This is a genomic window from Micromonospora sp. NPDC047738 (assembly GCF_040642675.1).
Taxonomy (GTDB): Bacteria; Actinomycetota; Actinomycetes; order Mycobacteriales; family Micromonosporaceae; genus Micromonospora.
Map to the genome: position 1 here is coordinate 39,304 of NZ_JBEYSO010000007.1, position 11,391 is coordinate 50,694.

12 protein-coding genes are annotated in these 11,391 nt (G+C 74.1%); 7 read left to right on the forward strand and 5 right to left on the reverse strand.

Annotated features, from left to right (window positions below; genetic code table 11):
• The first annotated feature begins 109 nt into the window (after window positions 1–109).
• Together ABZ783_RS13640 and ABZ783_RS13645 are read left to right on the forward strand one after the other, a co-directional pair.
• Entirely contained in the window at window positions 110–277 is a 168-nt protein-coding gene (locus ABZ783_RS13640; protein ID WP_013283866.1) for a DUF3117 domain-containing protein, read from the forward strand.
• Window positions 278–420: 143 nt separating this feature from the next.
• The gene (locus tag ABZ783_RS13645; RefSeq protein WP_357437260.1) at window positions 421–1,878 is read left to right on the forward strand and encodes a leucyl aminopeptidase family protein; all 1,458 of its coding nucleotides are present in this window, start codon (window positions 421–423) and stop codon (window positions 1,876–1,878) included.
• Between the two features lie 22 nt (window positions 1,879–1,900).
• Here ABZ783_RS13645 and ABZ783_RS13650 read toward each other — a convergent pair whose 3' ends face one another.
• Complete coding sequence (locus ABZ783_RS13650; RefSeq protein ID WP_357437875.1) at window positions 1,901–2,551, reverse strand: O-methyltransferase; 651 nt, start codon at window positions 2,549–2,551, stop codon at window positions 1,901–1,903.
• A 228-nt stretch (window positions 2,552–2,779) separates the two neighbouring features.
• On the opposite strand from ABZ783_RS13650, the gene ABZ783_RS13655 reads away from it, so the two are divergent.
• Window positions 2,780–4,183 (forward strand): trypsin-like peptidase domain-containing protein, encoded by a 1,404-nt coding sequence (locus ABZ783_RS13655; protein ID WP_357437262.1) that lies wholly within the window; start codon window positions 2,780–2,782, stop codon window positions 4,181–4,183.
• 73 nt (window positions 4,184–4,256) lie between these two features.
• On the forward strand, window positions 4,257–4,679 hold the full coding sequence (locus ABZ783_RS13660) for a preprotein translocase subunit TatB (protein WP_357437877.1): 423 nt from the start codon (window positions 4,257–4,259) through the stop codon (window positions 4,677–4,679).
• A 179-nt stretch (window positions 4,680–4,858) separates the two neighbouring features.
• Here the strand turns inward: ABZ783_RS13660 and ABZ783_RS13665 are convergent, their stop codons facing one another.
• The 3 genes from ABZ783_RS13665 to ABZ783_RS13675 form a co-directional block, all read right to left on the reverse strand.
• Complete coding sequence (locus tag ABZ783_RS13665; RefSeq protein ID WP_357437265.1) at window positions 4,859–6,004, reverse strand: Mrp/NBP35 family ATP-binding protein; 1,146 nt, start codon at window positions 6,002–6,004, stop codon at window positions 4,859–4,861.
• A gap of 212 nt (window positions 6,005–6,216) precedes the next feature.
• Window positions 6,217–6,822, reverse strand: coding sequence for a DUF1003 domain-containing protein (locus tag ABZ783_RS13670; protein WP_357437268.1), 606 nt, complete (start codon window positions 6,820–6,822; stop codon window positions 6,217–6,219).
• Window positions 6,815–8,101, reverse strand: a complete 1,287-nt coding sequence (locus ABZ783_RS13675; protein ID WP_357437270.1) for a CBS domain-containing protein — start codon at window positions 8,099–8,101, stop codon at window positions 6,815–6,817. Before ABZ783_RS13675 ends, ABZ783_RS13670 begins: the two co-directional genes overlap by 8 nt.
• A gap of 32 nt (window positions 8,102–8,133) precedes the next feature.
• Between ABZ783_RS13675 and ABZ783_RS13680 the strand changes: the two genes are divergently transcribed.
• Together ABZ783_RS13680 and ABZ783_RS13685 are read left to right on the forward strand one after the other, a co-directional pair.
• Window positions 8,134–9,003: a PhzF family phenazine biosynthesis protein gene (locus ABZ783_RS13680; RefSeq protein WP_073840049.1), complete on the forward strand. Its 870-nt coding sequence runs from the start codon at window positions 8,134–8,136 to the stop codon at window positions 9,001–9,003.
• Window positions 9,004–9,047: 44 nt separating this feature from the next.
• Window positions 9,048–9,563, forward strand: coding sequence for a hypothetical protein (locus ABZ783_RS13685; protein WP_357437274.1), 516 nt, complete (start codon window positions 9,048–9,050; stop codon window positions 9,561–9,563).
• Window positions 9,564–9,566: 3 nt separating this feature from the next.
• On the opposite strand, the gene ABZ783_RS13690 is transcribed toward ABZ783_RS13685, so the two are convergent.
• Entirely contained in the window at window positions 9,567–10,271 is a 705-nt protein-coding gene (locus ABZ783_RS13690) for an HAD family hydrolase (protein ID WP_357437276.1), read from the reverse strand.
• A 105-nt stretch (window positions 10,272–10,376) separates the two neighbouring features.
• Between ABZ783_RS13690 and ABZ783_RS13695 the strand changes: the two genes are divergently transcribed.
• A complete protein-coding gene (locus tag ABZ783_RS13695; RefSeq protein WP_357437279.1) occupies window positions 10,377–11,333 on the forward strand; it encodes a DMT family transporter in 957 nt (318 codons plus the stop codon).
• Window positions 11,334–11,391: the final 58 nt, after the last annotated feature.

Sequence of the window (11,391 nt, forward strand, 5' to 3'; positions counted from 1 at the left end):
TCATCAGGGAAAATCGTTGGTCGACGCCCCCGCGATGGTTGCGGGTGGTTATGGCGAAGTGGCTGTGGGGCAACCCACCGACCCTGGTGTAGGTCTGAGGGGAGACAACATGGCGGCGATGAAGCCGCGGACGGGCGACGGTCCGCTGGAAGTCACCAAGGAGGGCCGGGGCATCGTCATGCGGGTCCCGCTGGAGGGTGGTGGCCGGCTCGTCGTCGAGATGACTCCCGACGAGGCCACCGCGCTGGGTGACGCGCTGAAGGCGGCCGCCGGCTGAGCGAGGAGCGGTCCGCGCGGCCCGGGTCGCGCGAACGGTTCGTCCTACCCTGAGCCACCGGCACCGCCGGTGGCTCAGGGCCTTCGTCGGCTCGCTTCGGCGAGTTATCCCGTTTTGAGAACTTTTCGGAGGTGCGGTCCAGCGTGCTGGCCATTCGTCTGGTGCGCGAGCCCGAGCGGCTCGACACCCTCGTCCTGCCCGTTCGTCCCGTTGGGCCGGACCGCCCGCCCGCGCTGGTCCCCACCGCCTCGCCGCCCGGCGACGACGTCCGGGCCGAGGCGACCGCGCTGCTCCCCGCCGCCCGGCTGACCGGTGCCGCGGGTGAGGTCCGGGAGCACCTGCGCCCGGGCGGCACGCCCGCGCGCCTGGTGCTGCTCGGCATCGGCGACGGCGACGAGCACGGCTGGCGGAGCGCGGGCGCGGCGCTGGCCCGCGCCGCCAAGGATGAGACGTACGTCACGGTGGCCCTCCCGGCGGACGCGGCGGAGGCGCTCCGCGGCCTGGTCGAGGGGCTGCTGCTGGGCTCCTACCGGTTCCGGCTGACCGAGGCCGGCGGGGCGCCCGCGCTGGCCGAGGTGGACGTCGTGGTGCCCGACCCGGACACGCTCGCCCCGACCCTGGCGGCCGCCCGGACCACCGCCGAGATGACCCGGCTGGCCCGCGACCTGACCAACACCCCCTCCTCGACCAAGAACCCGGGCTGGTTCGCCGCTCAGGTCGCGGCCGCGGCGACCGACCGCCCCGACCTGAACCTGCGGGTACGCGGTCCGGAGGAGTTGGCGGCGGAGGGCTTCGGCGGCATCCTCGCCGTCGGCGGTGGCTCGGCCAGCGGCCCCCGCCTGGTCGAGCTGGACTGGCGGCCGGCGGACGCGCGTACCCACGTGGTGCTGGTCGGCAAGGGGATCACCTTCGACACCGGTGGCATCTCGATCAAGCCGGTGCCGGCCATGAAGCTGATGCGCAAGGACATGGCGGGCGCCGCCGCGGTGGTCGCCGCGACCCTGGGCGCCGCCGCGCTGCGGCTACCGGTGCGGATCACCACACTCGCGCCGCTCGCCGAGAACATGGTCAGTGGCTCGGCGTTCCGCCCCGGCGACATCATCCGCCACTACGGCGGCCTGACCAGCGAGAGCACCAACTCCGACGCCGAAGGCCGGCTGGTGCTGGCCGACGCGTTGGCGTACGCGGAGCGCGAGCTCCGCCCCGACCTGCTGGTCGACCTGGCCACCCTGACCGGCGCGAACGCGGTGGCGCTCGGCAAGCGGCACGGCGCCCTCTACAGCGAGAACGATCAGCTCGCCGCCGACCTGCTGGCCGCGATCGAGGCGGCCGGCGAGCGCGCCTGGCGGATGCCGCTGCCCACCGACTACGTCGAATACCTGGGCAGCGACGTGGCCGACCTGCACAGCTCCCCGGACCCGGCCAAGTCCATCACCGCTGCCCTGTTCCTGCGCGAGTTCACCGGCGACCTGCGGGACCGCTGGGTGCACGTGGACATGTCCGCCCCCTCCTGGTCGGAGGACGTGCACGGCGAGCTGACCCGGGGCGCCACCGGCTGGGGCGTACGCGGGCTGCTGCGCTGGCTGGCGACCCTGAGCTGACGGCGGGCGGCCGCCCGGCGAATCAGGCCTTCACGGCGACGAGCAGGCCGTGGCCGACCGGCAGCAGCGCGGGGATCCAGTGCTCCGACTCCCGGATCGCCTTGATGGTCTCCCGGACGGTGACCGTCTCCACGTCCCGGGCGGCGGGATCGCCGATCCGGCCACCGGCGAGGGTGCCGTTGAGCGCGAGCACCCCGCCGGGCCGCAGCAGCCGCAGCGCGGCGTCCACACAGGCGGTGAAGCCGGTCGCCTCCGCGTCCACGAAGACCAGGTCGTAGGCGCCGTCCGCGAGCCGCGGCAGCACGTCGAGGGCCCGGCCGGTGATGATCCGGGTACGCCCGGACGGAAAGCCCGCCTCCACGAAGAGCCGCCGGGCGATCCGCTGGTGCTCCACCTCCAGGTCGATGGTGGTGAGCACCCCGTCGGGCCGCATGCCGCGCAGCAGCCAGACGCCGCTGACCCCGGTGCCGGTGCCGATCTCCACCACCGCCCGGGCGTTGCCGGCGGCGGCGAGCAGTCGCAGCGCGGCCCCGGCCCCCGGCGTCACCGCCTCCACGCCCACCTCGTGGGCGAGACTGCGGGCCGTCCGCAGCACGAGATCCTCAGTGACGTACGACTCGGCGAACTGGAGCGCCTGGGCCGTCGCGTTGCCGGAGCTGGCGACCGTGGCGATGGGACACCTCCGGGCGGCGGGAGTGGTGCGAGGGGTCGGTTTGCGCTATGAGCCTAGAGGCGCGATCCAAGGCGCGCAGCCGCGAGTGTGCCGCGCGACGATCACGGCCGGGCAACCCCTGACTCCGTTCGGGGCATTCGTGCAATCCTGGACGGTGTCCCGTGCGGCACGGCCGGCTTCGCCGGCCCCGCGCGACGGGACGTGCGGGACGGACTGGGAGGCACCGACGTGACCGACGGCTGGGACTGGCGCCAGCCCGGCGGGACACCGGCACCGGCGGGAGGGCCGGTGCCCGGGAGTCCGCCCCCGGGCATACCGGGCGCCGGGGGTGGCACGACCCCCGGGAGTCCGCCGCAGCGCCCCCAGGGCACATACGGCGCCGGGGACGGCACGTTCCCCGGGAGCTGGCCGCAGGGCCTTCAGGGCGCCGGGGGCGGCACGACGTCGCCCTGGTGGTCCGACGCACTCGCCGATCCGTGGCGCGACCCGTACGCACCCGCCGCGGTGGTGGTCCCCGCCGCCCCGGTCGGCGCCGGCGAACCGGAGCCGGTGACCGACCCGGACGCGCCGGGCCGGCCGAAGCTGCGGCAGGTGGTGCTCGTCTCGCTCATCACCGCCCTGCTGGCCGGCTCGCTCGGCAGTGCCCTGACGTACGCCGTCCTGCGCGGCAGTGCGGTGACGACCCTCGGCGCGCCGTCCCCGTCGGCTCCGGCGCTCGCCCAGCGCAAGCCCGAGTCCCTGGCCGGCGTCGCCGAGAAGGTGCTGCCCAGCGTGGTGACCATCCGGGTGGCCAGCCTGGGCGGCACCAGCGAGGGCTCCGGCTTCGTGGTCAGCGCCGAGGGGCACATCATCACCAACGACCACGTCGTCGCCGGCGGCCCCGGCAAGGCCACGGTGATCTTCCACGACGGCAGCTCCGCGGCGGCCACGGTCGTCGGGCAGGATCCGGAGTCGGACATCGCCGTGATCAAGGTGACGCGTACCGGGTTGCGGCCGGTGGAGTTCGGCGACTCGGACGCGCTCGCCGTCGGGGATCCGGTGCTCGCCATCGGCTCGCCGCTCTCGCTCGCCAACACGGTCACCGCCGGCATCGTCAGCGCGGTGGACCGGACCATGCAGGCCGGCGAGCCGGGCGGCCCGACGCGCTACTACGCGGCGATCCAGACCGACGCGGCGGTCAACCACGGCAACTCCGGCGGCCCGCTGGTCGACTCCGGCGGCCGGGTGGTCGGGGTGAACTCGACCATCAAGTCGCTGGTCGCTGACGGGCAGGAGGCCGGCAACATCGGGCTCGCCTTCGCCATTCCGATCAACCAGGCGAAGCGGATCACCCAGGACATCATCGGCACCGGCAAGGCTCGGCGCACGGTGATCGGCGCCCAGGTGGGCGGCACCGGCGTGTCCGGCGGTGGCGTACGTCTCAACGCGGTCGAGCCGTCCGGGCCGGCGGCGGCGGCCGGGCTGCGTGCCGGGGACGTGGTGCTCCGGCTCAACCGGCATCCGATGACCGACCCGACCGATCTGGTGGCACTCGTCCGCAAGTACGCCCCCGGATCGGTGGTGACGGTGGAGTATCGGCGGGGTACAAGCCGGCAGAACGCTTCGGTAACGCTGGCCGCAGACGCGAAGTGAGCACCCCTCTCCCCCTCCCGGACAGCCCGGTGACGTGCGTAGTCTTGCCATGGACGCGGACGAGGAGGCCGGAGTGTTCGAGAACCTGAACTGGTGGGAGATCGGCGCCCTGCTGCTCCTGGCGCTGCTGATCTTCGGCGACCGGCTGCCCACCGTGATCAACGACGGGCTCCGGATGGTCCGTAACCTGCGCGCCATGGCCCGGAACGCCACCGGCGACCTGAGCCGTGAGCTGGGCACCGACATCCAGCTGGAGGACCTGCACCCGAAGGCGTTCATCCGGAAGCACCTGCTCAGCGAGGAGGACGAGCAGGCCATCCGGAAGCCGCTGCAGAGCATGTACGACGGCCTGCGCGCGGACGTCAGCGGCGTGCACGACGACCTGAAGGAGGTCGCGAAGGCGGCCGACGTGCGGAACAACAGCCGTCCGATCACCGCCACCGGCGGCACGGCCCCCGCCCCGGCCCCCCGCGCCAGCTACGACGACGCCACCTGACCCGCCCGCCCCAGGGCTTCCCGCCTTCCGGCGCCGTTGATCATGAGGTTGGCGGCGCACGGATCGGCGTGTCGCAAACCCCATGATCAACGAGGCGGGCCGGAACCTCAGCGACCCTCCCGGGCGGGAGGCCGGGGAGGGTCGGTGAGGTGGGTCAGGGAGGTCAGTGGGCCAGGGGGTCAGCGGCCGGCGGGCTTGAGGCCCAGGGGCTTGCCGAGCAGGGACTCGCGGCGGACGGCCAGCCGGTCGGCGACCTGCAGGATCGCCTTGGCGGCCGGTGCGTCCGGCTGGGCCAGCACGATCGGGGTGCCGGCGTCGCCGCCCTCGCGGACCCGGGTGTCCAGCGGGATCTGCCCCAACACCGGCACCTGCGCGCCGATGGTCCGGGTCAGCGACTCGGCGACCGCCTCGCCGCCGCCGGCCCCGAAGACCTCCATCCGGGACCCGTCCGGCAGCTCCAGCCAGGACATGTTCTCGATGACGCCGACCACCCGCTGGTGGGTCTGCAGCGCGATGGCGCCGGCCCGCTCGGCCACCTCGGCGGCGGCGGTCTGCGGGGTGGTGACGACCAGGATCTCCGCGTTCGGCAGCAGCTGGGCCACCGAGATCGCGATGTCGCCGGTGCCCGGGGGCAGGTCCAGCAGGAGCACGTCCAGGTCACCCCAGTAGACGTCGGCGAGGAACTGCTGCAGCGCCCGGTGCAGCATCGGACCGCGCCAGACGACGGCCGTGTTGCCCGGGGTGAACATGCCGATCGAGATGACCTTCACGCCGTGCGACTGCGGCGGCATGATCATGTCCTCGACCCGGGTCGGGGCGCCCTCGGCGCCGAGCATCCGGGGCACCGAGTGGCCGTAGATGTCGGCGTCCACCACGCCGACCGAGAGGCCACGGGCGGCCAGCGCGGCGGCCAGGTTGACCGTGACGCTGGACTTGCCGACGCCGCCCTTGCCGCTGGCGACGGCGTACACCCGGGTGCGGGAGCCGGGCTGGGCGAACGGGATGACCGGTTCCTGGCCGCCGCCCCCGCGCAGCTTCGACTGGAGCTCCTGGCGCTGTTCCGAGCTCATCACGCCGAAGTCGATCTCGACGCCGGTCACGCCGGGCACCCCGCCGACGGCCGCGGTGATGTCGGTACGCAGCTTGTCCTTCAGCGGGCAGCCGGCCACGGTGAGCAGCAGCTCGACCCGGACGACGCCGTCGTCGCCGACCTCGGCGGAACGGACCATGCCGAGCTCGGTGATGGGCCGACGAATCTCCGGGTCGTTGACGGTGGCCAGGGCGGCCTGGATCGCGTCGGAGACGGTGCTGACGGGTGCTGACATGCCCGCAATGCTACGTCGCTGGTCATTGGCGTCCGCCGTTGGCGGGGGCCGGTGTGAGCGAATCGATGACGCGACCGAGGGGTGGACGGGCCGTGCCGCGAAGTGGGACGATCGAGACGAACGTCGCTCGCCTGGCCCCTTGAGGCGCGCGGCGTTCAATACTTTCCGGCGGCTGCCGGCGGCCTGGGCGGCGGTGCCGGTCACCGCCCGGCTCAGCCCTCCGGGCGCCGGTCCCGGGCGTAGTCGCCGTCCAGTTCGTCCTGCGGCTCGTCGAGTGGCTCGCCACTGTGCCGCCGGGGTTCCCGGGCCGGCGGCCGGCGCTCCCGCCGCTGCCGCCGCTGCGCCGCCTCGTCCAGCTCCTCGGCCAGCCGGGCCAGCTCCGAGCGGACGAAGTCCCGGGTGGCCACCTCGCCCACGGCGATCCGCAGCGCGGCGATCTCCCGGGCCAGGTATTCCGTCTCGGCCTTCTGCATGGTGGCGCGCCGCCGGTCCTCCTCCAGCGCGATCCGGTCCCGGTCCGACTGCCGGTTCTGGGCCAGCAGGATCAGCGGGGCCGCGTACGAGGCCTGGATGGACAGGAGCAGGGTGAGGAAGGTGAAGGTGTACGGGTCGAAGCGCCAACTCGGCGGAGCGAGGGTGTTCCAGGCGAACCACGCGCCGATGACCAGCGTCATGTAGACGATGAAGTTGGCCGTGCCCATGCCGCGGGCGATCCCCTCGGACCACCGGCCGAAGGTCTCCTGGTCGACCCGGGGCAGCCGGACGCCCCGGGGTTCGCGTGGCTGGTCCAGTCGCTCGGCCCGTCGCTGGTCAGCCATCGCCACCGTCCAGGGTCTCCGCCTCGGCGGCGGCCGGGGCCGGTACGACGTCCCGGTTGCGCCAGTCGCGGGGCAGCGAGTGGTCCAGCACGTCGTCCACGGTCACCGCCCCGACGAGCCGGTTGTTGCGGTCCACCACCGGCATGGCGACCAGGTCGTAGGTGGCCATCCGGCGGGTGATCTCCGGCAGCGGGGTGGTCGGTCGCAGCGGGTCGATGTCGTTGACCACCACCCCGCCGAGCAGGTCGGCCGGGGGCTCCCGGAGCAGCCGCTGGAAGTGGACCATGCCCAGGTAGCGGCCGGTGGGGGTGGTCATCGGGGCGCGGGTCACGAAGACCTGGGCGGCCACGGCGGGGGAGAGCTGCGGCTCCCGGATCCGGGCGAGCGCCTCGGCCACCGTGGCGTCCGGGGGCAGGATTACCGGCTCGGAGGTCATCACGCTGCCCGCGGTGCCCGAGGCGTAGCGCAGCAGCTGGCGTACCGGGTCGGCCTCGTCCGGCTCCATCAGGTCCAGCAGCACGTCCTGCTCCGGCGGCGGCAGCTCGTTGAGCAGGTCGGCGGCGTCGTCCGGCTCCATCTCCTCGAGCACGTCGGCGGCGCGTTCCCGGTCCAGTGCGGCCAGGATCTCCACCTGGTCGTGCTCCGGCAGCTCGCTGAGCACGTCGGCGAGGCGCTCGTCGTCCAGCGCGGCCGCCACCTCGTTGCGTCGGGCGTCGGGCAGGTCCTGCAACGCGTTGGCCAGGTCGGCGGGGCGCATGTCCTCCAGGACGGCGAGGAGGTTGGCCGTACCGCGGGTGTCGCCCACCCCGCCGAGGCCGCGTACCCGGTCCCACTCGGCCTGCTGGAGGTGACCGCGGCGGGTGAGCCGGCCGGTCTGCTCGCGGACGGCCACCCGGGTCAGCGGCCACTCGCCGCCGCGGCTGCGTTCCATCGCCACGTCGACCACCGTGCCGGGCTGCCCGTTCTCCAACTGCACCCGCCGGTCCAGCAGCTCCTGCAGCACCAGCAGCTCGTTGGGGCGCTTCTCGAAGCGGCGCAGATTGAGGGTGCCGCTGCCCAGGACGACGGCGTCCGGGTCGATGGAGGTGATCCGGTTGATGGAGAGGAAGATGCGCCGGCGCATCGGCATCTCGGCGACCAGACCCACCACCTCGGGCGACTGCGGGCTCGGCCGCAGCCGGGCGACCGCGTCGCGGACCCGGCCCACCTGGTCGCCGTTCGGGTCGAAGACGGCGACTCCGGCGAGTCGAGCGAGGTAGACCCGGTTCGGCGTGCTCACAGCACCAGCCTAAGGGCCTAGTGTTTATCAACATGTCGACCTTGGCCTACGAGATCGTGGACGTCTTCACCGACCGCCCGTTCGCCGGCAACCCGCTGGCCGTGGTGTTCGGCGCGGAAGGGCTGGCCACCGAACAGATGCAGGCGCTCGCGCTGGAGTTCAACCTGTCGGAGACGGTGTTCGTGCTGCCGCCGACACAGGTCGGGGCGACGTACCGGGCGCGGATCTTCACCCCGGCCGAGGAGCTGCCGTTCGCCGGCCACCCGAGCGTGGGCGCGGCGGTGACCGCGAGCCGACGTGGCATGTTCGACGCGGGCCAGGTCAGCCAGGAGTGCGGTGCCGGGGTGCTGCCGATCGAGGTGACCGCGACGGGCGCGACCCTCACCGGCGGCACGCCCACCCTCGGCCCCGAGCTCGACCCGGAGCCGCTGCTGGAGATGGTCGGCCTCACCGCCGCCGACCACGCCGGCCCGGCACCGCGGGTGGCCGGCTGCGGCCTGGAGTTCCCCTACCTTCCGGTACGCCCCGACGTGGTGGCCCGGGCCAAGCTGAACCCGCCGGCGGCGGAGCGGTACGGCGTGGAGCACGTGAGCGTCTTCTCCTGGGACCCGGCCACGCAGACCGCGCACGCGCGGGTGTTCGTGCCAGGGCTCGGCGTGCCGGAGGACCCGGCCACCGGTTCGGCCGCGCTGGGCCTCGGGGTCTGGCTGGTCGCCAGCGGGCTGCTGCCCGGCGAGGGGCGCTCGGCGTACGCGGTCCGCCAGGGCATCGAGATCAATCGCCCGTCCGCGCTGGCCTGCACGGTGACCGCGGCCGGTGGAGTGGCCGTGGGCGCGACGGTCTCCGGCCAGGTGATGCCGGTGGCTCGCGGCGAGATCGCCGTCCCGCCCTTCGTGGGCTGACCAGCGCCCACCGCCGACGGGCGCGCGTACGAGAGGATGCCGGTGTGACGGACGAGTTGGACAGCCGCGAGGTGACGCCGCTGGTCGACGAGGCGGTGAAGAAGGCGGCCGTCTGCTGGGTGAGCGTCGGGAAGGGGCCGGCGGTGGCGCTCTGGTGCCTGCCGGTGGAGGGGACGCTGCTCGTGGTCAGCGGCCCCGGCGAGCAGTCCGCTCCCGGGCTGGCCGACGCCGACGCGGCGCAGGTGACCCTGCGCGGCGACCACGGGGGCCGGATCGTCACCTGGCCGGCCCGGGTCACCCGGCTGCAACCGGGTACCGAGGAGTGGGAGGCCGCCGCACCGCTGGTCGCGGCGAAGCGGCTCAACGCCTCCGGCCCCACCGCCGACCTGATCGGACGCTGGGCCACCGAGGGCTGCGCGCTGAACCGGTTGGCCCCGGCGGGCACCCCGGTGGCGGGTGCCGACCTGTCGGCCGAGTCGCTGGCCGAGCCGCCCCGGGAGGCCCCCGTGGTCCGGGCCACCCGCAAGCCGTTTCGGCTGCACAAGGTGCGTCGCCGCTGAAGCTCAGACCGTAACGGCGCAGGGGACCGGGTCGAGCAGGTCGAGCACCTCGGTCAGCGAGGTCAGCACCGGGCCGTCCCAGCACCGGTCGGCGTTGAAGACCATGTGCCCGGCCAGGTCCGGGGCGGCCAGCCGGACCGCCGTCATGCCGGCCCGCCCCGCGCCGGTGAGTTCCTGGCTGCCTCCGTCGCCCACGTAGAGGCAGTCGGCCGGGGCGAGGTCGAGCCGGTGGCAGGCGGCCAGGTAGAGCGCCGGGTCCGGCTTGCAGCACCCGACCTGCACCGAGAAGACCCGTACGTCGAGCAGCGGCGCGACCGCGAGCTGCGGCAGGAACGCGGGCAGCTCGTGGGTGCAGTCGCTGATCAGCCCGGTGCGTACGCCCCGTTCACGTAGCGCGGCCAGCACCGGGACCGCCTCGTCCCGCAGCCGGGTGTCGGCGCGGATCGCCCGGTGGCGGGAGGCGACGGCGGCGCGTACCGCCAGGTCGGATGGGTGGACACCGGCCTGGTCGCAGACCCAGCGCAGGGTCGCCTCGGCGTTGCCGAACTGGCCGCTGGCGCGCTGATAGTAGGTGCGGTCGAGCACCTCGACCAGGGTGTCGGCCGGACAGCCGAGCAGCTCGGCGGTGGCCTGGTGGGCGGAACCACGCTGGACGCAGCGGGTCAGGGTGCCGAAGAAGTCGAACAGCACCGCCTGGTAGCTGGGCATGGGGGAGTGCCTCCGGACGTCGAGGGGGTGTCGCCGGGACGCGCATGATCGTAACGGAGTGCTGACCGTCCGTGGTGTCCCCTGTTCGTGTGAGGATTGCTCTCCGTGTCGTCCGCTCCGCACCGCCCTCCACCCGATGCGCTGACTCTCGGCGCGCTCGCGCTGGCCGTCGCCGCCGTCTCGTCGTCCGCCCCACTGGTCGCGTTCGCCGCCGCGCCGGCCCTCGCCATCGCCTGCTGGCGGAACCTGCTGTCGGTCGCCGTGCTCGGTCCGGTCTCGCTGGCCCGGCGGCGGGCCGAGTTCCGGGCGCTGACCGTGGGCGCCGGCCGGCGCGAGGGGCTCTACTGCGTGCTCTCCGGGGTGGCGCTGGCCGCCCACTTCGCCACCTGGATGCCGAGCGCGCAGCTCACCACGGTCGCCGCCGCCACCGCGCTGGGCGCCACCCAGCCGGTGTGGCAGGGGCTGATCGCCCGGTGGCAGGGCCGCCGGCTGCCGTGGGCGGTGTGGGCCGGGATCGCCGTGGCGGTGCTCGGCGCGGTGCTGGCCACCGGCGCCGACTTCGCCGTCTCCGGCCGCGCCTTCGCCGGTGACCTGCTCGCCGTGACCGGCGGCATGTTCGCCGCGGTCTACACCGCCTTCGGCGAGCGCGCCCGGGCCACCATCAGCAACACCACCTACACCACCATCTGCTACGGGGTCTGTTCGGCCGTCCTGCTGGTGGTCTGCCTGCTCGGCGGGGTACGCCTGCACGGCTACCCGGCGGGCACCTGGCTGGCGATCCTCGGCCTGGTGGCCGGCGCCCAACTGCTCGGTCACTCGATGTTCAACTACGCCCTGCACCGGGTCTCCGCCACCACGGTCAGCGTGCTGATCCTGCTGGAGGCGCCCGGCGCGGCCCTGATCGCCTGGGCCTGGCTGGGCCAACTGCCCCGCCCGCTCGCCCTGCCGGGACTCGCGCTGCTGCTGGCCGGCGTGGCCGTGGTCGTGCTCGGCGGCGCCCGCGCCGGCCGCCGCGCCGAGCCGGTTCCGGTCCCCGCCGACGCCGCCCCGCTCACCGACTGACCCCGGCCGCCCGGGACACGGCGGCCACACTTTCCCGGGGAGTGTGGCGATTCCGCCC

Bases quoted from the DNA above. Each gene is read 5' to 3' on its own strand.
- ABZ783_RS13640 (WP_013283866.1), top strand. From the start codon at position 110: ATGGCGGCGATGAAGCCGCGGACGGGCGACGGTCCGCTGGAAGTCACC.
- ABZ783_RS13665 (WP_357437265.1), bottom strand. From the start codon at position 6,004: ATGTCAGCACCCGTCAGCACCGTCTCCGACGCGATCCAGGCCGCCCTG.
- ABZ783_RS13670 (WP_357437268.1), bottom strand. From the start codon at position 6,822: ATGGCTGACCAGCGACGGGCCGAGCGACTGGACCAGCCACGCGAACCC.
- ABZ783_RS13680 (WP_073840049.1), top strand. From the start codon at position 8,134: ATGTCGACCTTGGCCTACGAGATCGTGGACGTCTTCACCGACCGCCCG.
- ABZ783_RS13690 (WP_357437276.1), bottom strand. From the start codon at position 10,271: ATGCCCAGCTACCAGGCGGTGCTGTTCGACTTCTTCGGCACCCTGACC.